Annotated in this window: 24 protein-coding genes; 18 read left to right on the forward strand and 6 right to left on the reverse strand. The window is 74.1% G+C overall.

From position 1 onward, the window contains the following. Positions 1–10: 10 nt before the first annotated feature. The 5 genes from V6D49_RS14240 to V6D49_RS14260 all read left to right on the forward strand — a co-directional run bounded on the left by V6D49_RS14240 (position 11) and on the right by V6D49_RS14260 (position 4627). Complete coding sequence (locus V6D49_RS14240; protein ID WP_340560037.1) at positions 11–2203, forward strand: DNA polymerase III subunit gamma and tau; 2193 nt, start codon at positions 11–13, stop codon at positions 2201–2203. A gap of 97 nt (positions 2204–2300) precedes the next feature. After that, positions 2301–2615: a YbaB/EbfC family nucleoid-associated protein gene (locus V6D49_RS14245; RefSeq protein WP_445330641.1), complete on the forward strand. Its 315-nt coding sequence runs from the start codon at positions 2301–2303 to the stop codon at positions 2613–2615. A gap of 31 nt (positions 2616–2646) precedes the next feature. Next, a complete protein-coding gene (gene recR, locus V6D49_RS14250; RefSeq protein ID WP_340560040.1) occupies positions 2647–3246 on the forward strand; it encodes a recombination mediator RecR in 600 nt (199 codons plus the stop codon). After that, positions 3239–3943, forward strand: coding sequence for a DUF5063 domain-containing protein (locus V6D49_RS14255; RefSeq protein WP_445330524.1), 705 nt, complete (start codon positions 3239–3241; stop codon positions 3941–3943). The genes recR and V6D49_RS14255 overlap by 8 nt, the downstream gene beginning before the upstream one ends. A 159-nt stretch (positions 3944–4102) precedes the next feature. After that, entirely contained in the window at positions 4103–4627 is a 525-nt protein-coding gene (locus tag V6D49_RS14260; protein WP_340560042.1) for a pyridoxamine 5'-phosphate oxidase family protein, read from the forward strand. Positions 4628–4721: 94 nt separating this feature from the next. On the opposite strand, the gene V6D49_RS14265 is transcribed toward V6D49_RS14260, so the two are convergent. Next, the gene (locus V6D49_RS14265) at positions 4722–6593 is read right to left on the reverse strand and encodes a S8 family serine peptidase (RefSeq protein ID WP_340560044.1); all 1872 of its coding nucleotides are present in this window, start codon (positions 6591–6593) and stop codon (positions 4722–4724) included. Positions 6594–6992: 399 nt separating this feature from the next. Then, a complete protein-coding gene (locus V6D49_RS14270) occupies positions 6993–9845 on the reverse strand; it encodes a helix-turn-helix transcriptional regulator (RefSeq protein WP_340560046.1) in 2853 nt (950 codons plus the stop codon). Positions 9846–10020: 175 nt separating this feature from the next. On the opposite strand from V6D49_RS14270, the gene V6D49_RS14275 reads away from it, so the two are divergent. After that, the gene (locus V6D49_RS14275) at positions 10021–10491 is read left to right on the forward strand and encodes an ATP-binding protein (RefSeq protein ID WP_340560048.1); all 471 of its coding nucleotides are present in this window, start codon (positions 10021–10023) and stop codon (positions 10489–10491) included. Between the two features lie 12 nt (positions 10492–10503). Here the strand turns inward: V6D49_RS14275 and V6D49_RS14280 are convergent, their stop codons facing one another. After that, a complete protein-coding gene (locus V6D49_RS14280) occupies positions 10504–10869 on the reverse strand; it encodes a nuclear transport factor 2 family protein (RefSeq protein ID WP_340560051.1) in 366 nt (121 codons plus the stop codon). 165 nt (positions 10870–11034) lie between these two features. Here V6D49_RS14280 and V6D49_RS14285 point away from each other — a divergent pair, with 165 nt between their 5' ends. After that, complete coding sequence (locus V6D49_RS14285) at positions 11035–11772, forward strand: DUF4232 domain-containing protein (protein WP_340560053.1); 738 nt, start codon at positions 11035–11037, stop codon at positions 11770–11772. A 280-nt stretch (positions 11773–12052) separates the two neighbouring features. Then, the gene (locus V6D49_RS14290; protein ID WP_340560054.1) at positions 12053–12454 is read left to right on the forward strand and encodes a hypothetical protein; all 402 of its coding nucleotides are present in this window, start codon (positions 12053–12055) and stop codon (positions 12452–12454) included. Here the strand turns inward: V6D49_RS14290 and V6D49_RS14295 are convergent. Beyond that, positions 12444–12671: a DUF5133 domain-containing protein gene (locus tag V6D49_RS14295; protein ID WP_340560056.1), complete on the reverse strand. Its 228-nt coding sequence runs from the start codon at positions 12669–12671 to the stop codon at positions 12444–12446. The two genes, V6D49_RS14290 and V6D49_RS14295, sit on opposite strands and share 11 nt — an antisense overlap. 218 nt (positions 12672–12889) lie before the next feature. Between V6D49_RS14295 and V6D49_RS14300 the strand changes: the two genes are divergently transcribed. The 8 genes from V6D49_RS14300 to V6D49_RS14335 all read left to right on the forward strand — a co-directional run bounded on the left by V6D49_RS14300 (position 12890) and on the right by V6D49_RS14335 (position 20759). Continuing rightward, on the forward strand, positions 12890–13306 hold the full coding sequence (locus V6D49_RS14300) for a nuclear transport factor 2 family protein (RefSeq protein ID WP_340560058.1): 417 nt from the start codon (positions 12890–12892) through the stop codon (positions 13304–13306). 131 nt (positions 13307–13437) lie between these two features. Then, positions 13438–14211, forward strand: a complete 774-nt coding sequence (locus tag V6D49_RS14305) for a hypothetical protein (protein ID WP_340560060.1) — start codon at positions 13438–13440, stop codon at positions 14209–14211. After that, positions 14208–15095, forward strand: coding sequence for a hypothetical protein (locus V6D49_RS14310; RefSeq protein ID WP_340560061.1), 888 nt, complete (start codon positions 14208–14210; stop codon positions 15093–15095). The genes V6D49_RS14305 and V6D49_RS14310 overlap by 4 nt, the downstream gene beginning before the upstream one ends. Further along, on the forward strand, positions 15092–16000 hold the full coding sequence (locus V6D49_RS14315; protein ID WP_340560062.1) for a hypothetical protein: 909 nt from the start codon (positions 15092–15094) through the stop codon (positions 15998–16000). Before V6D49_RS14310 ends, V6D49_RS14315 begins: the two co-directional genes overlap by 4 nt. A gap of 217 nt (positions 16001–16217) precedes the next feature. Beyond that, entirely contained in the window at positions 16218–17492 is a 1275-nt protein-coding gene (locus V6D49_RS14320; RefSeq protein ID WP_191209323.1) for an aspartate kinase, read from the forward strand. 434 nt (positions 17493–17926) lie between these two features. Then, positions 17927–18559, forward strand: coding sequence for a SigE family RNA polymerase sigma factor (locus tag V6D49_RS14325; RefSeq protein WP_445330642.1), 633 nt, complete (start codon positions 17927–17929; stop codon positions 18557–18559). Further along, positions 18556–19812, forward strand: a complete 1257-nt coding sequence (locus V6D49_RS14330; protein WP_340560063.1) for a hypothetical protein — start codon at positions 18556–18558, stop codon at positions 19810–19812. The genes V6D49_RS14325 and V6D49_RS14330 overlap by 4 nt, the downstream gene beginning before the upstream one ends. Positions 19813–19904: 92 nt before the next feature. Next, positions 19905–20759 (forward strand): SURF1 family protein, encoded by an 855-nt coding sequence (locus V6D49_RS14335; protein WP_340560064.1) that lies wholly within the window; start codon positions 19905–19907, stop codon positions 20757–20759. Here the strand turns inward: V6D49_RS14335 and V6D49_RS14340 are convergent. Together V6D49_RS14340 and V6D49_RS14345 are read right to left on the reverse strand one after the other, a co-directional pair. Further along, on the reverse strand, positions 20641–22518 hold the full coding sequence (locus V6D49_RS14340; protein WP_340560065.1) for a S9 family peptidase: 1878 nt from the start codon (positions 22516–22518) through the stop codon (positions 20641–20643). The genes V6D49_RS14335 and V6D49_RS14340 overlap by 119 nt on opposite strands. A 71-nt stretch (positions 22519–22589) precedes the next feature. After that, positions 22590–23585 carry a helix-turn-helix transcriptional regulator gene (locus V6D49_RS14345; protein ID WP_340560066.1) on the reverse strand — a complete coding sequence of 332 codons (996 nt, stop codon included), beginning with the start codon at positions 23583–23585 and terminating at the stop codon, positions 22590–22592. A 363-nt stretch (positions 23586–23948) separates the two neighbouring features. Here V6D49_RS14345 and V6D49_RS14350 point away from each other — a divergent pair, with 363 nt between their 5' ends. Together V6D49_RS14350 and V6D49_RS14355 are read left to right on the forward strand one after the other, a co-directional pair. Beyond that, positions 23949–24131: a hypothetical protein gene (locus tag V6D49_RS14350; RefSeq protein ID WP_340560067.1), complete on the forward strand. Its 183-nt coding sequence runs from the start codon at positions 23949–23951 to the stop codon at positions 24129–24131. A 301-nt stretch (positions 24132–24432) separates the two neighbouring features. Further along, complete coding sequence (locus V6D49_RS14355) at positions 24433–25749, forward strand: MFS transporter (RefSeq protein ID WP_340560068.1); 1317 nt, start codon at positions 24433–24435, stop codon at positions 25747–25749. Position 25750: the final 1 nt, after the last annotated feature.

The raw sequence follows: 25750 nt of genomic DNA on the forward strand, positions 1-25750 counted from the left end.
CGTCGTATGCGTGTCGTCCCTCGCGCTGTACCGCCGCTACCGCCCCGAGACCTTCGCCGAGGTCATCGGGCAGGAGCATGTGACCGCCCCGCTGCAGCAGGCGCTGCGGAACAACCGGGTCAACCACGCCTACCTGTTCAGTGGGCCGCGCGGGTGCGGAAAGACGACCAGTGCGCGCATCCTGGCGCGCTGCCTGAACTGCGAGCAGGGCCCGACGCCGACGCCGTGCGGGACCTGCCGGTCGTGTGTGGACCTGGCGCGCGGGGGCTCGGGCTCCATCGACGTGATCGAGATCGACGCCGCCTCGCACGGTGGCGTCGACGACGCCCGTGAGTTGCGGGAGAAGGCCTTCTTCGGGCCCGCCGCCAGTCGCTACAAGATCTACATCATCGACGAGGCGCACATGGTGACGCCGGCGGGGTTCAACGCCCTGCTGAAGGTCGTCGAGGAGCCGCCGGAGCACCTGAAGTTCATCTTCGCCACGACGGAGCCGGAGAAGGTGATCGGCACCATCCGGTCGCGGACCCACCACTACCCGTTCCGCCTGGTGCCGCCGGGGACGCTGCGTGACTACCTGAGCGAGGTGTGCGGCCGGGAGAGCATCCCGGTCGAGGAGGCCGTGCTGCCGCTGGTGGTGCGGGCCGGCGCCGGGTCGGTGCGTGACTCGATGTCCGTGATGGACCAGTTGCTGGCCGGTGCCGGTGAGGCGGGTGTGACGTACGCCATGGCCACCGGGCTGCTGGGCTACACCGACGCGGCGCTGCTGGACGAGGTGGTCGACGCCTTCGCGGCGGGTGACGGGGCCGCCGCCTTCGGCGTGGTGGACCGGGTGATCGAGGGCGGTCACGACCCGCGCCGCTTCGTGACGGACCTGCTGGAGCGGCTGCGGGACCTGGTGATCCTCGCCGCTGTGCCGGACGCGGCGGAGAAGGGGCTCATCGAGGCGCCCGACGACGTGCTGGAGCGCATGCGGGCCCAGGCCGAGGTGTACGGGGCGGCGGAGCTGAGCCGTGCGGCGGACCTGGTGAACACCGGGCTGACGGAGATGCGCGGGGCCACGTCGCCCCGGTTGCAGTTGGAGTTGATCTGCGCCCGCGTGCTGCTGCCCGCCGGGTACGGGGACGAGCGGTCCGTGCAGGCCCGGCTGGACCGGCTGGAACGGGGCGTCGCGGCGGCACCCGGTGCCGTCCCTGCGGCGGGTGGGGCTCCGGCGCCGCAGGCCGCCGCCTACCCGACCCCGGCGGAGCCCCCCGCGCCGACGCCCGCACCGCACGCCGCCCCGCCCGCGCACGCCGGGCCGCCCGCGCACGCCGCGCCGTCCCCCGCGCCCGAGGCGGAGGCCGGGCCGCCGGTGCGGGCGGCCGAGGGGGGCCGTCGGCCGGGTGCCTGGCCCACGGCGGCGGGGGCGTCGTCCCCCGCGCCCGCGTCGTCGGCGGCGGCTCCGTCCCCCGCGCCGTCCGCCCCGCCGTCCGCCCCGCCGCCCGCCGCGCCGGGGGGTGGGGACGTGGCGCAGGTGCAGCAGATGTGGCCGCAGGTGCTGGACGCCGTGAAGAACCGGCGGAAGGTGACCTGGATGCGGCTCACCGAGTTCGCCCGGGTCAGCGGGTTCGACGGGACGACGCTGCAGCTCGCCTTCCCGAACGCCGGGGCGCGGGACAGCTTCGCCGGGAGCGGCCACGAGGAGGTGCTGCGCGCGGTCCTGGCCGAGCAGTTCCGGGTGCAGTGGAAGATCGAGGCCGTGGTCGACAGCGGTGGCGGCGGGGGAGCGGCTGGCGGGGGCCCGGCGTCCCCGGGCAGGCCGCCCTACGCCCAGCAGCCTTCGGCGCAGCAGCCGCCGCAGCCGTCCGGTCACCAGCAGCCCTACGGGCAGCAGCCCGGGGCGGGCTACGCGGGGCCCGCCGCGTCGGCGTTCGGCGCGGCGGCGGTGCAGGCCCCGGCGTCCGCCCGGCCCGCCGGTCCCCAGGGCGCGCACGGCGCCCAGGGCGCGCAGGCGGCGGCACCGGCCCGGGAGCGGCCCGTCCGGCCGGAGCCCGAGGCACCGCGCGCTCCGGAGGTGCGGCCGCCGGAGCCGCCGCCCGTCCCGGTCGAGGAGGACATCCCCGAGGACGACGATCCGGACCTGGACGAGTCGGCCCTGTCGGGCCACGACCTGATCGTGCGGGAACTGGGTGCCACGGTGGTCGAGGAGATCAACCACGAGTGAGCCGGACGGGACCGCCGTCAAGCACGTAGGCTCGGCACACGACCCGATGTGCTGAAGGAGCGAGCCCGTGTTTCCCGGTGGTGGCGGCCAGGCCGACATGCAGCAGCTGCTGCAGCAGGCCCAGAAGATGCAGCAGGACCTCGCGGCGGCCCAGCAGGAGCTGGCCGAGACGCCCGTGGAGGGCTCTGCGGGCGGTGGTCTGGTGAAGGCGACGGTGACGGGTGCCGGGGAGCTGACGTCCCTGGTCATCGACCCGAAGGCGGTGGACCCGGAGGACACCGAGACGCTGGCGGACCTGGTGCTGGCGGCCGTGCGCGACGCGAACGCGGCGGCGCAGCAGCTCCAGCAGGACAAGCTGGGCCCGCTCGCGCAGGGTCTGGGCGGCGGCGGCATGCCCGGCCTCCCCTTCTAGCCGGTACGAGCGAGCGGTACGAGGAGCAGCGGTGTACGAGGGCGTCGTCCAGGACCTCATCGACGAGCTGGGGCGGCTGCCCGGCGTGGGGCCGAAGAGCGCCCAGCGGATCGCGTTCCACATCCTGCAGGCCGAGCCGGCCGACGTGCGGCGGCTGGCGAACGCGCTGGCGGAGGTCAAGGCGAAGGTCCGGTTCTGCGAGGTGTGCGGGAACGTCGCCGAGGAGGAGCAGTGCCGGGTCTGCCGTGATCCGCGCCGCGACCCGTCGGTGATCTGCGTGGTGGAGGAGCCGAAGGACGTCGTCGCGATCGAGCGGACGCGGGAGTTCCGGGGCCGCTACCACGTGCTGGGCGGCGCGATCAGCCCGATCGAGGGCGTCGGCCCGGACGATCTGCGGATAAGGGAGCTGCTGGCGCGGCTCGCGGACGGCGCCGTCACGGAGCTGATCCTGGCCACGGACCCGAACCTGGAGGGTGAGGCCACCGCGACGTACCTGGCCCGGATGGTGTCGTCCATGGGTCTGAAGGTCACGCGGCTGGCCAGCGGTCTCCCTGTCGGGGGAGACTTGGAGTACGCCGATGAGGTCACGCTGGGGCGGGCCTTCGAGGGGAGAAGGTTGCTCGATGTCTGAGACGACGCAGACCGGTACGGCGTACGTCGCCGCACGACTGAGTGACGACGCCGCCGATCCGGACGACTTCGCGGTCCAGATCGCCGACCAGGTCGAGAGCTTCATCCTCGCCGTGACCGAGGTCGCGAAGGGGGACGAGCCGAGCAGCGCGGTGCCCTACCTGCTGCTGGAGGTCTCCCAACTGCTGCTGGCCGGTGGACGCCTCGGCGCGCACGAGGACATCGTTCCGGACGAGCGGTACGAGCCGGACACGGGTCCCGAGCCGGACGACGTCGACGCCCTGCGGGAGGGGCTGGCGAGGCTGCTGGACCCGGTCGACGTCTACGCGGAGGTCTTCGACCCCTACGTCCCGCGCAACGCTCCGGTCACCTCCCGCATCTCCGACGACATGGCGGACGTCATCACCGATCTGCGGCACGGCATGGCGCACTACCGCGCCGGCCGCACGTCGGAGGCGCTGTGGTGGTGGCAGTTCTCGTACCTGTCCAACTGGGGTTCGACGGCGTCGGCGGCGCTGCGGGCGCTGCAGTCGTTGGTGGCGCACGTCCGGCTGGACACGCCGCTGGGCGAGCTGGACGGGCTGGACACCGACTCGGGTGCGGACGGCGACGACGGCGAGCTGGAGCGTGAGGCCGGGGCCGTCATGGCGGCGGAGATCGGCGTCCCGCTGGGGATGAAGCCGCACGGCGGGGCCTGACGTCCACCGCTCGCCGCCCCCGCCGCCCCCGCCGCCCCCGCGGCTCACGCGGCTCACGGGAAGACGACGGTGGCGATGAGTTTCCGGCCCTGCGGCCGTCGGTCCGGGTGAGGGGTGGGAGGAGCCCGCACGACCCTCGGGACGACGGAGGTGGACGGTATGACGGGGATGAAGGAGCCGGCGACGCGTCTGGACGGGCGGTTCAGCTCACCGTCGGCGGCGGCGACGGCGTGGTCGGACGCGGCCGAGCGGCTGGAGCGGGCGGAGGTGTTCTGGCTCTCCACCGTGCGGGCCGACGGCCGTCCGCACGTCACGCCGCTGATCGCGGTGTGGCTGGACGGCGCCCTGCACTTCTGCACGGGCCCGGTCGAGCAGAAGGCGCGGAACCTGGCGGCGAACCCGCACTGCGTCCTGACGACGGGCACGAGCGCCCTGGACGCCGGTGAGGACCTGGTGGTGGAGGGCGAGGCCGCCGAGGTGACGGACGAGGACCGGCTGCGGACGCTGGCCGAGGCCTACGTCGTGAAGTACGGCGAGGAGTGGCGCTTCGACGTCCACGACGGCGCGTTCACCGGTCAGGGCGGCCGGGCGCTGGTCTTCGCGGTGGCGCCGGTGCGGGCCTTCGGGTTCGCGAAGGGGGAGCCGTTCGGCCAGACGCGGTGGCGGTTCGACGGCGCCGGGTGACGCGTCCCGGCCCGGCGGGGAACGGGAGCAGGGCCTGCCGGTGCCCCCTCGGCACCGGCAGGCCCTGGTCGTGGCCTGGAGCGGAAGCGACCGTTTAGAAGGTCAGGCTCCAGGAGTCGATGTATCCGGTGTCGCCGGAGTAGACGTCGGTCACCCGGAGCTTCCAGGTGCCCGCGGCCGCGACCGAGGAGGCGTTGACCGTGTACGTGGCGTTGACGTTGTCGGCGCTGTCGTAGGAGGCGGTGCTCTTCAGCACGGCGGAGGCGCCGTTGGGAGCGACGATCTCGATCTTCAGGTCGCCCCGGTAGGTGTGCTTGATGTCGACGCCGATCCTGAGGTCGGCCGGGGCGGCGCCGCTGAGGCCGGTCACGTCGATCGACGAGGTGGCGGCGTAGCCGTTGTTGTCCGGGATGGTGACGTTGTCCCCGTTGGTGTACACGCCGTCACCGGGCTCCGGCTCGGGCTCGGGGCCCGGGTCGGTCGGGTCGCCGCCGACGGCGGTGAGGGTGGCCGCCGCGTCGGCGAGGCCGGAGCCGCAGCCGCCGCTGCACGAGCCGGGCAGGCCGCGCGCGTTGTTCTTGATGGCGGACTCGACGCCGCTCGGGGTGAGCGAGGGGCTCGTCTCGTACATCAGCGCGGCGAGGCCGGCGATGTGCGGGGCGGCCATGCTGGTGCCCTGGTAGGAGGCGTAGTTCTCGCTGCCGACGCTGCGGGTGCCGTTGTTGAGCGTGGACCAGATGCCGTTCGCGGAGGAGACGGCCGTCTCACCGCCGGGCGCGGCGATGTCGACGACGCTGCCGTAGTTGGAGTAGCTGGCCCGGTTGCCCTCGCGGTCGCTGGCGGCGACGCTGATGACGTTGTTGCAGCTCGCCGGGTTGAAGCCCGCGGCGTTGGCGTTGCTGTTGCCGGCGGCGACGACGACCGTCGTGCCGCGGCTGACGGCGCCGTTGATGGCGTTCTGGGTGCCCTGGTCGCAGCTTCCGCCGCCGCCGAGGCTCATGTTGATGACGTCGGCGGGGTTCGGGTTGTTCGGCACGCCCTGCACGGAGCCGCCGGAGGACCAGGTGATGGCGTCGATGATGTCGGCGGTGGTGCCGCCGCACTTGCCGAGGACGCGGACGGGCTGGACGGTCGCCTGGTGCGCGATGCCGGCGATGCCCTTGCCGTTGTCGGCGCTGGCGGCGATGGTGCCGGCGACGTGCGTCCCGTGCCAGGAGTTGTTGGTGTCGCGGGCGGGGACGGGCTGGCCGTTCGCGTCGGTGCCGCACTCGCCGCGGTTCATCCAGTCGCCCGGGTCGGAGGCGTCGCCGTCGCGGCCGTCGCCGTCCTGGGCCATCCACGGGTCGGAGATGAAGTCGTAGCCGTCGATGACGTTGGCGGCGAGGTCGGAGTGGGGGACGTAGCCGGTGTCGATGACGGCGACGTTGACGCCCTCACCGGTGGCCCCGCTCGTCCAGGCGTTCTCGACGTTCATGCCGGCGCGCGACTCGAAGAGGTCCCACTGCTGCGCGTAGTAGGGGTCGTTCGGGTCGGCCATGGCGAACATGCGGGTGTCCGGGACGACGTAGGCCACGTCCGGGTCGGCCGAGAAGGTCTCGACGACCTCGTCGACGGAGCGCTCGTCGAGCTCGCCGCCGAGGTCGACGAGGGCGGCGCCCGTCCCCAGCCTGCGGTCGAAGTCCAGGGACTCGCCCGCCTTCTTGCCCTTGGCCCTGGCGTCCTTCTCGGCCTCGGCGTCGGATGTGGCTTCGGCCGCCTGCGTCGTGTAGCCGACGATGAGGCGCTGGGTGCGCTCGTCGGCGGAGGTCTCCGCGCCGGCCGCGGTGGGCTGGCTGCTGGGCGCCGCGATCGACGTCGTCACTCCCGTGCCCAGGAGCGCTGCCGTCGTCACCGCCAGGAGGGATATGCGGAGGTGTCTGGAACCGTTCACGGTGGTGCTGCCTTTCACAGGCCGGTCTCCGGGCATGGGGAACCGGCAAATGGTGCGGTTCATGACAAGTCGCGCGGTGCCGGCCGTCCGGTGAGGGTTGGGGGGTTGGGGTGGGGGGTGGCGGCCGAGGGGGGCGCGGGCAGCGGAGGGAGCGCCGGCACGGGTGCACGGGGTGCGTGCGTCCGTACGCGGTGCCGGGACCGCAGGGTGCCGGTGCGTGCCGTCGTGTTCGACGGCCCCGCCCCGCACGCCCGCTCCCTCCGGGGTGCCCTTGCACGACACCGGTTGGCCGAGCGCGGTCGCAGCGAATCCCCCGCAGCGGAAGAACGTTCGACCAACCGGTGCCAGGAACCTACGGGCGCACGGCGGACGGGACTATCCGGGGACCGGAACCTACGGATACGCAATTAACCCCGGCTTCACCGAGGCGTTGGTCTAGTCCTGACCTGCGGTTTCCCCGTCCACGAGGGCCTCACGGGACTCGGCGAGCTCCTGCCGCGAGGCCGTGCCCAGCTTCCGCATGGCCCGCGCCACGTGCTGCTCGACGGTGCGCGGCGAGAGGTGCAGCGTCGTGGCGATCTCACGGTTGGTCAGGCCGGAGGACGCCAGCTCCGCCACCTCGCGTTCGCGGGGCGAGAGCTGGTCGCCGTAGGACGGACGGCCGGGCGGACGGCGGCCCTCGGCGGGCTGGTAGGTGCGCAGCACGGCGCGGGCCCGCGCCGCGTCCCAGGTCGCCCCGAGGTCCGCGAACCGCTGGGCGCACGAGGTCAGCACGGCCCCCGCCCGCGCCTTGACGTCCTCGGGCAGCGCGTCGGCGTCCGGCAGCGCGGCGGCGTCGGCGGGCGCGGTGGCGTCGGCCGGGCCGGACGCGGACGCGGCCCCGGCATCACCGGCCCCGTCCCCCGCGCCCCCCGCGTCACCGGCGGCGGCCTTCAGCACGCAGCGCCCCGCGCCCTCCGCGCACAGCGTCGCGGCGTACGGGCGGGGGAGCGCCGCGAAGGCCGCCTCCGCCTCCTCGTACAGCGCGGCGGCCTCCGCCGGGCGGCCCGTCGTCTCCGCCAGCACCGCGTGCGTCCACACCGCCGCCGCCGAGGCCATCGGCGCGTCGCGGTCGGCCAGTTCGGCGGCGAACCGGTCCGCCATCCGGCGCGCCGTCCGCACCTCGCCCGCGAGGGCCATCGCCTCCACGGCCCACGGCGCGAGCTCGGCGCCCCACACCCACACGCCCTTCTCGGTCAGCGTCGCCCACCCGGACCGCGCCTCCGCGACGGCCGTGGGCAGGTCCTGCCGGGCCAGCGCGAGCCGGATCAGCGCCCCCGACGTGGCGGCGGCCAGCGGAGCGGAGGCGTGCTCCCGGGCGGCCGCGTCCTTGCCCGACAGCCACGACAGCGCCCGCCCCCAGTCGCCCTGGGCGAGGTGCAGCAGCCCGAGCACCATTCGCGCGTCGGCGGCGACGACGGGCATGGCCGAGGTCTTGGCGAGGAACGCCTCGCACCGCTCGGGCAGCCCGGCCCACCGGCCCGTCGTCCACTCCAGCAGCAGCCGGGCGCCGAGAGCGGTCTGCTCGGCGTACGGGGCGCCGCTCTTCGCCGACATCTCCAGCCCCTCGGACAGCAGCCGCTCCGCCCGCCCGTAGTAGCCGAGCCAGATGGCGGCGTCGGCCGCGTTGCACAACCCGCGCGCCGCCTGCTGCCGCTGGCGCAGGTCCGGGCTGTCGACGGGCAGCGCCCGCACCTGCTCCCAGCCCTGCGGGTCGCCGTAACACAGCGACACACTGGAGCGGTTGACGGCGACGGCGGTGCGGATCACCTCGTCCTTGCTGTCGGCCGCCGCCTCCTCCGCCGCCGCCATCCAGCGCAGGTGGATGGCGAGCGTGTGGCCGGGCCAGTACGGCATGGCGAGCGAGGACATCGCCCGCGCGGCCAGGGCGGGGCGCAGCTCGCGCAGTTCGGCGGCGGCGCGCTCCAACTCCGCCCACCCCTGCACGCCCATGCCCACCTGGTTGCACAACAGCAGCCCCAGGTCCAGCCGCATCTCGCCCCGCATGGCGGCGGGCAGCGTCTCGTCCTCGACGATCTGCGCGAGCACGTCCACCGTCTGGTCCGAGCGCAGACCCACGACGGCGCTGGCCGCCAGCACCGGCGCCAGCCGGGCCCGGGCCGCGTGCGGGACGAGGGGGGAGGCGAGCGTGCGCTCCAGCAGGCCGATCGCCTCCTGGTGCTTCCCCGCCTCGGCGGCCTGCCGCGCCGCGCGCTCCACGGCGCGCAGCCAGCCGCCGATCCGGCCGCTGGCCCGGCGGTGGTGGGCGAGCGCGGCCCAGGGGACGGGCTGTCGGCGTTGCAGGACGTCGGCGGCCCGGGCGTGCAGATCCTGCCGGACGGGGCCGGGCAGCGTGTCGTAGACGGCGGTGGCGGCCAGCGGGACGGGCAGCGTGTACCGGTGGTCGGCGTCCTGCCGCAGCGCGGCACCGGTCAACGCGGTGACGAGGGCGTCGCGCCCGGCGTGGTCGGCGTCGGAGCCCGTGTCGGTATCGGCGTCGGCGAGCCCCGCCACCGTCAACAGGTCGGCGGCGCCCACCGGTTCGTCCAGGACGGCCGCCGCCCACACCACCCGGCGCGCCGGTTCGGGGAGCTGTGCCGTGCGGCCCAGCACGAGGTCCGCCAGCCGCACGGGCACCCCGGCGGCGTCCACGTCGGCGGCCGTGCACGACGGGCGGCCGCCGTCCCGGAGCGCGGCCAGTACGTCCACCACGAACCGGGCCACTCCGCCGGTGCGTTCGTGCAGCCGTGCCACCGCGTCCGGCGCGCACGTCTCGCCGAGCGTCTCCACGGCCGCCTGCCGTACCTGCTCGCGGCTCCACGGCTCCACGCGGTGCCGCAGCACCGTCAGCTCCGCCGCGTAGCGCGGGGGAGGGGCGCCCAGCGGCAGGCCGGGGTCGGCCAGTTCCTCGGGCCGGTAGGTGACGACGGCCGCCAGCCAGGGACGGGGGGTCTCCAGGAGGCCCCGGAGCCGGTCGAGCTCCGCCGCGTCGGCCCGGTGGACGTCGTCGACGAGGAGGAGGACGGGCCCCTCCCCGTCCACCGGCGGCTGCGCCGGCCGCCGGTCGCCGCAGCGCCACAGGACCGTCGTCGCCCGGGCGGCCTCCGGCAGTTCGGCCAGCCGTGCCGCGAGTCGGCTCTTGCCCGTCCCGGCCCGCCCCTCGATCAGGACCAGCGTCGGCTCTGAGCTCTCCCCGGTGAGCGTTCGCCGCAGCCGCCGCACCCAGAATTCCTCACGTACCGTGACCACGCCGCTCCTGACCGCTGCTCGTCCGGGCTCCCGGCTTTCTTTACGTATCCGTACTTCAGTTTGCACTGATTGTTCGGACGGGGAACGGCCGTCAGCGTGGAATTCACGAGTAGTCCAGCCCGCCGACTCCCGGGCGCAGACTACGGACAGCGGACCGAGTGTGCAGGAGAGCCGCATGATCACCGCACAGCAGCGCCACCTCACCTCCGTGCCGCCCCCCGACCGCGCCACCTCCGCCGAGCAGGCGGTGTGCACCCTGCCGGTCACCCCTGCCGCGGCTCCCGCCCTCCGTCACTTCGCCACGACGTCCGCACGCGGCTGGGGGCTGGGCGACGACGTGCGCGACGCCCTGGCCCTGGTCGTCACCGAGCTGGTCGCCAACGTCGTCCTGCACAGCGGCAGCGCGGACGTCACCCTGCGGCTGCACCTGCTGCCCGCGCAGCGCGCCGTGCGCGTCGAGGTGCGGGACGCGGGGCACTGGCACCCCCGGCCCGCCCGCCCCGACCCGGCGGGGCCGCTCGACTCCGCCGAGGGGTGCGCCGAACGCGGGCGGGGCCTGGCCATCGTCGAGGCGTGCGCGCTGCGCACCGCCGTCCGCCTCACCCCCGACGGCACGACGGTGCGCGCCGATCTTCCTCTCGGCTGACCGCGCGGAACCTCACTCGTCCCAGGCCTGGACGGTGGTCTGCCGCGCGATCCGGCCGTCCTTGAGGGACGCCATCGAGCTGGCGAGCACCCGCGTGCCGTCCGGGTACTGGCAGGACTCCACGTACGCGAGGTGGTCACCCTGCACGACGCACTCCTCCAGCGTGTGCGTCATCTCCCGCGAGGTCACCTCCTCCAGGAGCCCGCGGATCTCCTCCCGCCCGTGCATGACCATCGGGCGGCTCGGCTGTGTGTTGCGGTCCACCATGCGGAACTCCGCGTCGTCCGCGTAGAGCCCGACCAGTGTCTGCGCGTCCCGTCCCTCGACGGCTCGCTTGAGCGCGTCCGTGTCGAAGGACGGACCTGCCATGGTTCCCACGTCTCTCACCTCTTCGAGCGGGTGCCGCGCCGCACTCCGGCTCCGGGCCCCCGACCGCCGTACGACGCGACGGAACGGCTCCTGTTTCCAGCGTGCGCGCCTTCCGCCCCGGGGACAACCGGCCCGGCCTGCCCGCCCGCGCGCGGGCCGTGTGATGATCGGCCGATGGGGACGAACGCCGCCGGGGGCGGCCACCGGACGGCGCGACGCATGACGGTCCTGCTGGCGGCCGCTGCGCTGGTGCTCACCGGCTGCGGCACACCGGCGGGCACGTCCGCGGCGGCCGACGGCGTCCCGCCCGGCCCGTACAGCGTCGAGGCCGACGAGCTGCCGGACGCCGACGGACTCGTCGACGTCGAGGAGCTCGACGAGGACGACGACCACCGGTACGGCGTGCCCGACCCCACCGGCGCCCCCGCCCCCCAGCCGACCACCGGCCCGTGCCCCGACGACGGCGTGCGGATCACGGCCGGAGTGGTCAACCCCGCCATGGGGCTGCGCGCCCTGACCGTCCACCTCACCAACTGCGGCGACGCCCCCTACACCCTGCACGGCTACCCCGAGGCCCGGGCCCTGGACGCGGAGCGCGAGCCGCTGCACGTCCGGGTGCTCGACGGCACCGAGCACGTCACCGCCGGCGGGGTGGGCGACCAGCGGGTCCGGTCGGTGACCGTCCAGCCGGGCGACTCGGCCCACACGAGCGTCGTGTGGCGCAACACCACGGAGTTCGGGGAGCCGGTCAACGCCCCCTACCTCGACGTCGCCCCCGCCGAGGGCGCCGCCTGGCAGACCACCGTCCCCGACGGCGGCCTCGACCTCGGCACCACCGGCGAGCTGGCCCTCGGCCCCTGGCAGCCCGGCACCCCCGGCGACACCCCCGTCCGCACCCCCACCACCCCGTGAGACCCCCTCCTGAACCACGCGGTCGTCCGCTCCGCTTCAGGTGGTCGGCCAGCACGGGTGCCGGTGATCGCGATGGAGCCACCGCTCACCGTCGCGATCAGCGTCCCCCAGTCCATGTGCTCCCCCAGCATCACGCGTGACGTCGCGGGTGAATCCACCCGCGGTCGCGCCCCGTTGCCGTCATCCGGCAATCCCGGCCGTCGGCAGACGGCCCGCTTTCCGACTGGCGGAGCACGACGTGCGTGCGGCATGGTCGTGGGACAGGGGAAGGGGGACGACCATGGAGGCAGCAACCAGAGCGACGGCCGGGCCCGTTCTGCGGTCGGGCGGGGTCACCGTACGGCTGGGGGCGGACGGCATCGAGTGGCAGGACCGCAAGGCGGTGACCCGGATTCCGTACGAGGCCATCGTGTCGGTCTCGGCGCACGCCACGGTGGGACGGTACGCGCGGCTGCGGCTCGGGCTTCAGCACACCGGAACGGGCCACCCGGACCGGTACGAGGTGCTCTGTCTGCGCCGTTCCGGGCAGCCGTTCGCGGAGCGGCTCAACGAGCGGCTGTCCGACGCGGGCGGGGTCTGGGGCGTCGGACGGCGGCCGAGGGTGACCGTCGAGCCGCGCGCCGACGCCGGAACGCTCCGCACCGCGCGGCAGGTGCTGCGCCGGCGCTGCACTACGCGCTGAGCAGCGAGTCGTCCTCGACGCGCGCGCCGGGCAGCCGGTGCCGCGCGGCGACGAGGGCGCTGTCCACATCGCCGGTGCCGGTCGCGGTGCACAGGGAGTAGGCCAGGTCCTCCAGCCGCTGGCGGACCTCGGCCCCTCCCTCCTCGGCGTGCAGCGCCGTCAGGGCCTCGTACTCGGCGACGAGCTTGCCCAGGACTGCGGAATGGGCCATCAGCACGGCGGATCTCCTTCTGCGGTGTCCATGGTGGTCTACGGCGTGTCGGCACACCCGGCGACCGGTTGCTCCGCAGCCCGGCTACCCGGGGCCGCACCACGTATGCGTGACGAACGGACGTCTCACGGATCGTTTCCGCAGCGTTCATCCCGTCACTCGGGGGAGGGACGCGCTCGGTGCGGCGCGGCGCCGCACGACCGGGGGCGGCCACCATGCGGGGCGTGGACGGCACAGGGACGGACGGCACAGCGGCGGACGGTACGGAGAACGCCGAGGCGGAGGTGCGGGCGGTGAGCGCGGCGTGGGCGGCGGCCGTCGTGGCGAACGACGCCGAGGCGATCCGGCGGTTCACGGCGGAGGAGTGGGTCATGGTCTCCGGCACGGGGGTGGCGCCCGGCGAGCGGTTCCTCGCCCTGGTGGCCTCGGGCGCGCTGACGCACTCGGCCATGGAGCTCGTGGGCGAACCCCGGGTGCGCGTCCACGGCGACACCGCCCTCGTCACCGGACGGGTGACGAACACCGCCCACTACGCCGGGGAACGCCACGACGCCGACGAGTGGACCACCGACGTCTTCGTGCGCCGCGACGGCCGCTGGCGCTGCGTCCTGACCCACCTCACCCCGGTGGCCGGGGACTGACTCCGCCCGGCGGCACGGTCCCTGGCCGCACGTTCCGCCCCGGCGTCACCGGATCGTGATGCGGCTGCGTGCAACGTCATGGGGGCATGGCCGGTCAGCGCTTCGACACACCGTGATCCCAAGGAGTCCGAGTGCAGAGCCCGCCGCCCGTACCGGCGCACCCTCCCCCGTCCTCCCCGCCTCCACGGCGGGGCCGCACGCCGCTGCTCATCGCCTGCGCGGCGCTGCTGGGCGTGGTCGCCGGCGTCGCGGGCGGCTACACCGTCCAGGCCGATCGGGAACCGGCCGCGACGCCGCCGCTCTCGCAACCGGGCCTGTCTTACCCTGCCGAGCCGCTGCCGAAGGACGAGGAGCCCGAGCCCCTGACGGCCGAGGAGGACCCCCGGGTGCGGACGGAGGGCGACCTGCGCCGCCTCCTGCTCCGCAAGCCGAGCGGGGCCGAGTACGACCGGGCGCGCGGCTTCCACCAGAGCTGGGTTCCGCTCGCGGACTACGTCATGAACTACACCGATCCCCGGGGCGCGTTCAGCGCCATGCTGGAGTACTCCTTCCGCCGCGCGGTCGTGACGCGCTGGGAGGAGGAGAACGCCTACGTGACGATCTCCCTCGTCCAGTTCCGCGACGACACGGCCGTCGGCTCGATCGACCACCTGGAGACGCAGCAGGACTTCCTGAGCAGCCCGCACGGGGTCGGCAACCAGGGCATTCCCCTGCCGGGCAGCGGCAACGGCCGCGTCTGGGTGTACGACGAGCCCTACGGGGAGGAGGGCTCCGTGCCCGTGTACGAGGCGCGCTGCCTGGCCCGCCGGGGGGACATCGTCATGGAGCTCTTCTACACCTCACCCGACCCGATCGATGAGGACACCGTGCTGGAGCTAGCGGAGAAGCAGGTGGAGCGACTGTGATCGAGCCGCCCACCCTGGACATGACGACCGCCGGGACGAACCCCGCCGGGACGGACCCCGCCGAGGACGCGGCGGCCCGCGCGCGCCGCTCCCGGCTCCGCCGCGTGGTGACGACCGCTCTGGCGGGCCTCGTCGTCGTCGGTGGGACGGTCGGGGGCGTCGGGTACACGTTCGCGACCGTCGCCGGGGCCGACCGCAGCGCGCCGACCGTGCTGCGACACGAGCCCTCGGAGGCGGAGAAGGAGGCGCGCGCGGCCGATCCCGCGCCCGACGTCAGCTTCGGCCGCTCGGACAGCCCCCTGACGGAGCGTCTGCTGCCCGCCCCGGACCGGCTGGGTCCCGACCTACCGGGCTTCGACAGCAACGACGTGGAGCTCGGCGCCGAGGAGGCCCGGAAGGAGGGTGTCTTCGGCCTGGTGAGCACACCGGTCGGGGTCCGTGGCATGTCCAAGGCGATCTTGACCGAGTTGGGCCTCCAGGGCGCGGCGCTGCGCACGTACGAGTCCTACTCGGGCATGGTCGCGGAGTTCCGGCTCAACCGCTTCGGGGACGCGGAGGCGGCGCGGGAATACCACGACTTCCTCTTCGAGACGCTGGAGGCGTCCGGCGGCCTTCCGTCGCCCGCGCCCGGACGCGCCGCCCACTCCAGCCCCGAGGACGTCGCCCTGTGGGAGCACGTGCGGTGCGTACGGATGCCCGGCGACGAGGAGATCGGTCCGGAGGTCGCGCTGTGCACGGTGCCCCGGGGTGAGCTGCACCTGCTCGTCGTCGCGTTCGGTGGCGGGTTCGGCCCCGGCGACGTGCCGCTGCCGGACTACGAAGCGCTGGGCGCTCTGCTGAACGAGCAGCTCGTCCACCTGGACACCGAGGGGAAGCAGGCATGAGCGGGACGGCCACCACGGCGCCGGACGGCGAGGAGCGCGCCGACGGGGCCGCGCCGGACGCCCCCACCGCACCCACCGAGGCCCCGGACGCCCCCGACGTCTCCGACGCCTCCGAAGTCCCCGACGCGCCCGCGTCCACGCGGGGCCGGGCGGTGCGGGCGACTGCGCTGCGCTGGGGCGCGGCGGTCGCCGTCTTCGCGACGCTCGCGGCCGGCGTCGGGTACGGCCTCACGCGGCTGGATCGGGAGGAGCTGCCGGGCCTGGCCCGGCAGCACGACGGACGCTGGGACTACCCGGAGCTGAGCCTGCCGGCGCTGCCGTACGGGTCGCCGCGCCCGTTCAGCGACGCGAACCTCACCGAGTCGCACCACGCCGACCTGCGGGACCTGGTGCTGCCCGCACCCGAGGGCGCGGAGGCGGCCGAGGGGCTGCCGGGCCCGGAGGGCGGCTGGTCGACGGAGGACGCGTTCCTCGCCGCGTACGCGGAGGAGGACCGCCCGCGGCTGCGCCTGCTGCTCTTCGACCACGCCGTGCGGCACACGGCGGCGCGCGGCTGGGTCATGCCGGACGGCACCCGGACCAGCGTCCACCTGCTGCGGTTCAACACCGGTGCCCCGGCGTCCCGGTTCCGCGTCGACGCGCTCGGCGGCGACACCCGCCTCGCGGCCGACCTGGCCGGGACGCCGGACCTGCGGCTCGACCCGGAGTGGGAGGAGCGGACGGCGGCGGACGACGTCAAGGTCCACGTCTACGACGAGCAGCGGCCGCGCGGCGGCACCCACACCCGGATGGCCCAGATCACGGCGGGCGACGTTGTCGCGGTGATCGTCCAGGAGCGCGCGGGCGGGGCGCCCGCCGTGCCGTTCGACCAGACGGTCGTCCTGCAGAGCCAGCTGCTGGGCTGACGGCGGCCTGCGGCGCGCGGCGGACGCGGCGGATGCGGAGGACCGGTGTGAGGTACCGCACGTTCCCGTGTGGGGGCGCGCGAAGCGGGCAGGGGACGCCCTGGCCGCGTCTCATGATGCGGCTCGCCGGGAGGCCGAAAGGCGCCCGGTCGATAAAATGAGCCGACCGAGGGCCCCGGCGAAAGGGTCCGGTGAGACTGAGAAACGAGGAGCGCACGTGAGCCTAGTCGTGCAGAAGTACGGCGGCTCCTCCGTTGCCGACGCAGAGGGCATCAAGCGCGTCGCCAAGCGGATCGTCGAGGCGAAGAAGCGCGGCCACCAGGTGGTCGTCGTGGTCTCGGCGATGGGCGACACGACGGATGAGTTGATCGATCTCGCCAGTGAGGTGTCTCCCATCACCTCCGGCCGCGAGTACGACATGCTGCTGACCGCCGGAGAGCGTATCTCCATGGCCCTGCTGGCGATGTCCATCAAATCCCTGGGGCACGAGGCGCAGTCGTTCACCGGAAGCCAGGCCGGGGTGATCACCGACTCCGTGCACAACAAGGCCCGGATCATCGACGTGACGCCCGGACGCATCCAGGCCGCGCTGGACGAGGGCAACATCGCCATCGTGGCGGGCTTCCAGGGCGTGTCCCAGGACAGCAAGGACATCACCACGCTCGGCCGCGGCGGCTCGGACACGACGGCGGTCGCCCTGGCCGCCGCGCTGAACGCCGAGGTCTGCGAGATCTACACCGACGTCGACGGCGTCTTCACCGCCGACCCGCGGGTCGTCAAGAAGGCCCGGAAGATCGACTGGATCTCCTTCGGTGACATGCTGGAGCTGGCGAGCTCCGGCTCCAAGGTGCTGCTCCACCGGTGCGTGGAGTACGCACGCCGATACAACATCCCGATCCATGTCCGGTCGTCGTTCTCTGGCCTGCCGGGCACCTGGGTCAGCAACGAACCGCGAGTAGGGGACGACGCGATGGAGCAGGCGCTCATCTCGGGTGTCGCGCACGACACCTCCGAGGCCAAGGTGACGATCGTCGGCGTGCCCGACAAGCCGGGCGAGGCCGCCGCGATCTTCCGTACCGTCGCGGACGCCGAGCTGAACATCGACATGGTGGTGCAGAACGTCTCGGCCGCTTCGACGGGTCTGACCGACATCTCCTTCACGTTGCCCCGGACGGACGGCAAGAAGGCGATCGAGGCGCTGGAGCGGCGCAAGGCGCAGATCGGCTTCGACTCGCTGCGCTACGACGACCAGGTCGCGAAGATCTCCCTCGTCGGCGCCGGCATGAAGACGAACCCGGGCGTCACGGCCACCTTCTTCGAGGCCCTGTCCAACGCGGGCGTGAACATCGAGCTGATCTCCACCTCGGAGATTCGCATCTCGGTCGTCACGCGTCAGGACGACGTCAACGAGGCCGTGCGCGTCGTGCACACGGCGTTCGGCCTGGACAGCGACTCGGAGGAGGCGGTCGTCTACGGCGGCACCGGCCGCTGAGACAGCCGCCCCCGGCCCGCCCCTCGGCGGGCCGTCAGCGCGCGCCCGAGGGGGCGCCGGGACCCGGTTCCGGCGCCCCCTCGGCCGTGCCGGGGAGCGCCGCCGCGTTCCGTGTCCCTTGTGGCCGGGATTGACGGCGTATGTGGAGCAGTTGTGATCAACCTGTGGTGGGCCGGACTTGCTCACCGTGATCCTGTGGCCGAAGATTTTCGCGGCGCCCGGAACCAGGGAGCGCCCCGGCGCGTCTTCGCGGCTACCACCGCGGCCTTCAGCGTCGGTGGAGGGGCAGGGCGAAAGAGGCGAGTACGCATGGGGGCGTTCGTGGCGTCGTCGAGAACCACGCCCGACGCGTACAACCCTGACGGGGGGCAGCGTGTCATACAGGCGTGGCAGTGGCAGAGGTACTCGTGCAAACGGCGGCGCCCCTCGGTGGCATGCCGGTGACGGCGCCCTGGTCGACCGCACCGCGGCGCCCGGCGCCGACCGGTCGGCCCGCATCCGTCCCCGCCCCGGCGGCGGAGCGTCCCGGGCCGACGCCGGGCGACCGCGCCGATACTGACGACGCCGCCGTCGTGGGGACCACCGTCGACCACCTGACCGAGACCTACCGCACCCACTACCGCTCCTTGCTGGGCCTCGCCGCGCTCCTGCTGGACGACACCGCCTCGTGCGAGGACGTCGTGCAGGAGGCGTTCATCCGCGTGCACTCCGCGCGCCGCCGGGTGAAGGACCCGGACAAGACGCTGGCCTACCTCCGCCAGACGGTCGTGAACCTCTCCCGCTCCACGCTGCGCCGGCGCATCCTCGGGCTGAAGCTGCTCGCCAAGCCCATGCCGGACGCCGCGAGCGCGGAGGAGGGCGCGTACGAGGCGCTGGAGCGCGACGAACTGAAGCGGGCGCTGCGCGGGCTGCAGCGCCGTCAGCGGGAGGTGCTGGTTCTGCGATACTTCGCGGACATGACCGAGGAACAGGTGGCCCAGACGCTGGGCATCTCCAAGGGGTCGGTCAAGGCGTACGGTTCGCGCGGCATCGCCGCGCTCCGGGTGGCGATGGAGACACCGGCATGAGCTCGGGCCCAGAACGACGTGACGAGTCCCCCGCCGCGGACGGCCCCGAGGGGCTCCCCCGTGGGGGGCCCGAGGACGAGCCGGAGCTGCGGCGGCTCCTGCGGGACGCCGTGCGCGACGTCGAGCCGTCCCGCGACGCGCTGGAGCACCTGCGCCACGCCGTGCCCGCCCGCCGCGCCCGCAAGCGGCAGATCATGGTCGGCGCGACGGCGGCCGTCCTGGTGACGGCGGTGAGCGTGCCCCTGATGACCACCGGCGTCGTCCCCGGGCCCCTCGGGGCCGACGAGCGGACCAACGCCGCGCACAGCACCGACGCCGGGGGCGGCAAGCCCTACGGCGGCCGGGACAGCGCGGGGGCCGACGGCTCCCCGGACGCGGCCGCCGACGCCGCGCACCCGGAGGACGGCCTCTCGGCGGCGCCGACCGAGGGCACCACGCGGTCCCCGGACGACCCGGGCCTCGGCTCGTCCTCGCCGCGCTGCCTGCGCGACCAGCTCGGCGAGGCCGCCGCCCAGGTGGGCGACCCGGACGGGGGAGGGGTCGTCCACGGCTCCTTCCGGCTCACGAACGTCTCCGGCGACAGCTGCCGGGTGGACGGCGACGACCAGCTGACGGCGACGGCGCAGGGCGAGGCCGACGCCGAGGCCGTCACCGTGCTCGACCACACCGACGGCGGCCGGGCCACGGGCCTGCCGAGCCCCTCGGAGTCGGACGGGGCGCTGATCCTGCGGCCGGGCGAGTCCTACGAGGTGCGGTTCGCGTGGCTGCCGGACACCGCGCGCGGCCCGGCGGGCTGCCCGGTGCCCGAGCCGGAGCCCGAGCCGTCGGAGGGCGGCACGGACGGCTCCGGGGCCTCGGGCGGCGACGGCGGCTCCGGCGGGGGCGACGGCAGCGAGGGCAGTGACGGCGGGGACGGCGGCCAGGTCACGGGCGGCGGCTCCGGCGGTGACGGCGGTACGGAGGGCGGCGACCAGGTCACGGGCGGCGGCGCCGGGAGCGACGGCGGCTCCGGGGGCGGCGAGCAGACTCCGCCCTCCGGTGACTCCGGGCCCGACACGAGCGAGCCGTCCGGCATGAGCACGCTCTCCGACACCGGGACGGGGACGAGCGGCGGTGACGACGGCGCGGGCGCGGCCACCGCCGTCGTGCTGCGCTACACCCCGGCCGCCGGGGAACCGACCGTGCCCCGCGCCCACCTCGACGGCGTCTGTGCCGGAACGGTGTACCGGACGGCGCCCCTGCCCGTCGGCTGACGGCACCGTCCGCCGACCGCACCGTCCGCCGACCGCGCCACGGTACGGGGGCGGCTCCGGGGCGCCGGATTCGCCCCCGTACCGTGGGACGCGTGTACCGGTTCCTGCTGACGCCCCGCTGGTGGGGGCTCAACATCTTCCTCGCGCTCTCGGTGCCGTTCTGCCTCGTCATGGGCAGCTGGCAGCTGAGCCGCTTCGAGGACCGCGTCGACACGCAGCGCCGGTACGACCGGCTGGCCGAGCAGGGCGCCCGGGAGGACGCCGAGCCGCTGGCCGCGCTGCTGCCGGTCACCAGGGAGACCTCGGGTCGGATGGCGGAGGCCGAGGGCCGGTACGACCCGGGCCACGAGTTCCTGGTGCCGGACCGCTCGCTCGGCGACGACCGGGGCTCCTACGTCCTGACGATGCTGCGGACCGACGACGGGTCCGCCCTGCCCGTGGTGCGCGGCTGGCTGCCGGGCACGCCCGACCCGGCCGAGGTGCCGCCCGCGCCGACGGGCGAGGTCCGCGTCACGGGGGCCCTCCAGGCGTCCGAGCACGGCGGTGCGACGGGTCTCCCGGCCGGGCAGCTCGGCACGATCAGCGCCGCCGCGCTGGTGAACCTCGTGCCGTACGACGTCCAGGACGTGTGGATCACCGTGCAGGACGCGCGGGCGCCGCTGAAGCCCGTCCCGCCCGCCGCCGCGAAGGGCAGCGGGCTGGACATGAAGGCGTTCCAGAACCTCGGCTACACCGCCGAGTGGTTCGTCTTCGCGGGCTTCGTGGTGTTCATGTGGTTCCGCTTCTTCCGCCGCGAGGTGGAGGTCGCCCGCGACGCCGAGCTGGGCCTCATCCCCGAGAGTCCGCCGAGCCCCCGGGACCCCGAGGAGCGCCCCCGGGACCGCGAGGAGCGTCCGGCATCCCGAGGTGCCGCAGAGCGAAGCGCAGCTCCAGGCCCACCTGCTTGATCCGCTCCTCCACCACGAGCGAGCCGTGCCCGGCGTCGTACCGGTAGACCTCGTGCGGGTGGTCGCGGGCGGACAGCCGGTCGATGTAGTTCTCCACCTGGCGGATCGGGCAGCGCGGGTCGTTGACCCCGGCGGAGATGTACACCGGGGCCCGCACGGCGTCCACGTAGGTGAGCGGTGACGACGCCGCGTACCGCTCGGGAACCTCCTCCGGCGTCCCGCCGAGCAGGGTGCGGTCCAGGGCCTTCAGCGCCTCCATCTCGTCGTGGTACGCCGTGACGTAGTCGGCCACCGGGACGGCCGCCAGGCCCAGCGCCCACGCCTCGGGCTGCGTGCCGAGGCCCAGCAGCGTGAGGTAGCCGCCCCAGGACCCGCCGGTGAGGACGAGCCGGTCCGCGTCGGCCAGGCCCGATTCCACGGCCCAGCGGCGCACGGCCGCGATGTCCTCCAGCTCGATGAGGCCCACCCGGTGCTTGAGCGCGTCCGTCCAGGCCCGCCCGTAGCCGGTGGAGCCCCGGTAGTTGACCCGCACCACGGCGAACCCGTGGTCCAGCCAGGCGGCCGGCTGCGCGGCGAAGGCGTCGGAGTCGTGCCAGGTCGGGCCGCCGTGGATGTCGAAGACCGTCGGGAACGGGCCCTGGCCGGCCGGCCGCTGCACCAGGGCGTGCACGCGGCCCCCGGGGCCCTCCACCCAGACGTCCTCCACCGGGGCCGAGCCCGGTGCCCTGCGCCCCGGCGGGTCCAGGACGACGGCGCCGGTCGTGGAGCGCAGCGCCGGCGGCTCGGCCGCCGAGGACCACATGTACTCCACGCTCCCGTCGGGGCGCGCCGTCGCGCCGGACACCGTGCCCGGCGGCGTCTCCACGCGGGTCGTCCGGCCGTCGGCGAGGTCGTACCGCCACAGCTCGCTGCGGGCGTGGTGGCTGTGGACGACGAGGAGCCCGCTGCCGTCCGGATACCACTCGGCGCCGACGTCGCCGGGCAGGTCGAGCCCGAGGTCGTGCGTCGCCCCGGTCGCCGTGTCCCACACCATGGGCTCCCACCGGCCGCGCCGCTGGTGGGCGACGAGCAGCCGCGCGTCCCCGGCTGCGGGTGCGAAGCCGAGGACGGTCAGGCCCAGTTCCTTCGTGCCGCCCTCGCTGTCGTCCAGCTCGGCGACGGTCGTCCCGTCCGGGCGCACGACGCGCAGGGCGGAGTGCATCGCATCGCCGTGCTCGGTGTGCTCGATGACGATCAGGTGCCCGTCGTGGCTGAGGTCGGCCACCCCGGCCGACTCCCGGTGCCGGTAGATCTCGGCCGGCTCCCCGCCCGGCGGGACGACGTGCACGGTCGTGCCCTCCTCGTCGGTGGAGCGCCCCACGACGGCCGTCCCGTCCCGGCCGAGCGCCAGGCCCGCCGGGTAGGCGGGGGCCAGCCCGGGGACGGCCGGGGTGTCCTCGCCGCCGCCGAACGGCTGCCGCATCCAGACGCCGAACTCGTCGCCGTCGGTGTCGGAGAACCACCAGATCCACGCGCCGTCCGGCGTGAGCGTGCCGTCCGTCGTGCCGTTGGGCCGGTCGGTGACCTGCCGCTGGTCACCGCTCGACCGGTCCCAGGCGTACAGCTCGAAGGTGCCCGTCGCGTTGGAGACGAACAGCGACCGGTCCGGGGCGTCGTGCGCCCACTCCGGCAGCCCCACCCGGGGCGCCCGGAAGCGCGCCTCCCAGTCCGGCATGTGCTCCGTGCGCTGTGCGTCGTGTGCGTCCTGTGCGTCCGTCATGGGCCCATGGTGTCGCCGCCCGCGCGGACGGTGCCCGCCGGGGTCGACGACACCACCCCGGCGGGTGGCGCTCAGCGGTCCAGGAGGTCCTGCTCGGCCAGGAGGTAGCCGAGCTCCAGACGGCTCCGGGCGCCGAGGCGGGACATGATCTCCGAGACGTGGCGCTGGCAGGTGCGGACCGAGATGCCGAGAGTGCGTGCCACCCCGCGGTCGTCGGAGCCCTGGGCGAGCAGGCGCAGGATGGCCTGCTTGGGCTGCTCGCCGATACCCTCCGGGACCTTGTCCTGGCAGCGTCCCATCGGCCGGCCCTGCGCCCACAGCACCTCGAAGAGGTCGGCGGCGAAGGAGCTCAGGGCGGGGTCCCGCAGGACGAGCGCGCCCTCGGGGGCGTCCGGCAGGGGCAGGACCACCGTCTCCCGGTCGAAGACGAGGAACCGTGTGAGCCCGGCGCTCAGCGTGCGGATCTCGGCGCCGTGCGCGGTGAGCCGCGTGGCGTGCCGCACGGTCGCGCTGTCGAAGCGTGCCGAGTGCTGGTAGAGGGAGCGGAGTTGGACGCCCCGGCTCAGCAGGTCCAGGTCGCGGTCGACGGCCTCGGCGAGGACGGCGGCCGGGCGGGGGCCGCCGGGCTGGGCGGCCAGGACCTCCTTCGTGCACGTCGTGGCGAGTTGGGCCAGGACCTCCCGCACCGCGCGGGTGGACGTCAGCCGCTCCTGGGACGGCGCGTCCAGCTCGCCGTGCTCCCGGTGGACCGCGTCCAGCAGGTGCAGTTGGTCCCGCAGGGTGGCGATCCGGCGTCGCTGCTCGGCGAGGCGTTCCTCGTGCGCGTGCAGCACCGCCGTGGAGGCCGCGGCCGGGTCGACGGCGGCGATGCGGTGCCGCCCGACGGTGCGCAGCAGCCCGAGTCGCAGCAGGGCGTCGACGGTCTCCCCGGCGGTCGTCCCGTCCTCGGCGGCCATCCGCGAGGCCTCCTCGAGGGAGAGGACGGTGTGCTGGACGACGTGGCGGTAGAGCCGGATCGCGGCAGGACTCAGGACGGGCGGTAGAGACCGTGCGTCTTCGCTGGTCATCGGTGCTGTCCTTCTTGAGACTGTCACGATTACGACGTCACGACGAACGTGCCACAGGATAATGCGACGTGTGGGGCCCGAGAAGGCTGCGTGACGTCTCCCCGGCGCCGGCCCGCCGTCGCGGCCGATCCCGCACGGGCACCCGCACCCCGACCCGACCCGGCCCGACGGCGGATGCGCGGGGGTGTGGAGGACAACGCCGAGGTCCGCCGGGCTGTCCTACACGCGCATGTCCGGAACACGACAACCACTGCGTGTTGCCGTCCCACTGCGGAGCGGGGCAGTCTCTTGGACGAGGAGGCGCGTCACCACCACCGGCGCACTCCTTCGGCGAACAATCTTCACAGGATTGGACAACGGGGAATGACGAAGAAGGCAGCACGTGCCGCGACGGTTTCGGCGCTCGCGGTGGGCATGGTGCTGAGCGGGGGACTTCTGCGTGACCACGCGGAATCGTCCGACGGACTCCACTCGGCCCGCGAACGCGGCGGGGACGTGGCACCGCGGCTCGCCCGGGCCGGAGCCGACGACACCGGCTGGGGCTGAGCCCGGCGACGGGACGGCGCGGCGCCCCGCGCCCGCCGACGGCCGGACCGTGGTGCGCCCCCGCCTCGGTCCGGCGGACCGGGACGGACGGTGCCCGGCGTCACCCTGAGCGCCCCGCCCACCGACATCCGTCGGGTGCCGTGCGCCTCCGGGCGACGGCGTGCGCCCGGCCCGGTGGCGTGCCCGGCCACCGTCGCTTCCCACCGGCCGGGCCGGCCTTCTCACCGGGGCGACGTCCGAGCGGGCTCCAGGCGTGTGACCAGCGACCGTGACGCCTCGCGAACAGAAAGAAACCCCTGACATGCGTGTCTACCTGCACCGCAACTTCCTGCTCAGTTTCCTGGCCTCCTTCATCTCGCTCTTCGGCTCGAAGCTGCTGATGATCTCGTACGTGGCGTTCGTCTTCACCGAGAGCGGCAGCGCCACCCTGGCCGCGATCGTCTTCGCGGCGGACTGGATGGCCAACCTCTTCATCGGCGTTCTGGGCGCCCAGTACATCGACCGGCAGGACGCCAAGAAGCTGCTGATCTGGCTCAACCTGGTGACCGCCGCCGTCACGCTGCTGTTCCTGGGCTTCACCGACCCGGACCTGTACGTGTACGCCGTCGTCATCATCTTCGTGCGGGCCCTGTTGAAGAGCGCGGTGCAGAACGCGCGGGTGAAGGCACTCGTGCAGTTCTTCGACGAGAAGGAGACCAACACCTTCTCGCCCCTGTTCAACTCGGCGCTGCCCATCGCGATGGCGCTGGCCGGAGCGGTCGGGGTGTTCCTGCTCAACTTCGTCGGCATGGCGGTCGTGGTGCTGATCGACGCCGCCTGCTTCCTGGTGGCCGCCTGGCTGATGATGCTGGTCCGCCCCAACGAGGCGCGGCTGGCGGCGTCGCTGCACTCCTCGCGCGGCGAGGGACGGCGCAGCAGCCTCTCGGGGGTGCGGGACGCGGCCACGCTGATGGCCCGCAACGACACGATCGGGACGGCGGTCTTCTACATCGTCCTCTCCGTCACCGCCTTCCAGGCCACCTACGAGTCGCTGATCACCGTCATCCCCGAGATCTGGTTCGGCTACGGCGAGTCCGGGATCGCGCTGTTCTTCACCTTCGAGTCCATCAGCATCATGGCGGGCGCGTTCATCTACCAGTACTTCAGCCGCCGCGACCTCATCAACGACTCCAACAAGGAGAAGGTCAACCTCGCCGTGGTGGCGGCGATCACGGTGCTGTACCTGGCGATGCCCAGCGCGAGCGACAACATCGTCCTCGCGGTCGTCATGTTCTCCCTCATGGTGCTCGGCGGGGAGATCATCTGGGTCCACCACTTCAAGCTGATGATCGCCCACACCCCGGGGGCCCGGGTGTCCTCGGTGGTGGGTCTGCAGACCGCCATCGGATACAGCCTCATGGCGGTCTTCGCCTTCGTCTTCGCCCGCGGCCTCGACAGCATCGGCGTCGACACCACCGTCTATCTCAACATCGCTCTCACGGTGGCTCTCGTCATCGGCTGGGAGCTGGTCCGCAAGAAGATCCAGCGACGCGAACGGCAGGCGGCCGCCGGCGTCACCGACGCCACCGCCGAGCGGCCCGAGACGCCCGAGACGCCCGCCAAGAGCACCGCGCAGTAAG

It is taken from the genome of Streptomyces sp. GSL17-111, assembly GCF_037911585.1.
In the GTDB taxonomy this organism is placed as follows: domain Bacteria; phylum Actinomycetota; class Actinomycetes; order Streptomycetales; family Streptomycetaceae; genus Streptomyces.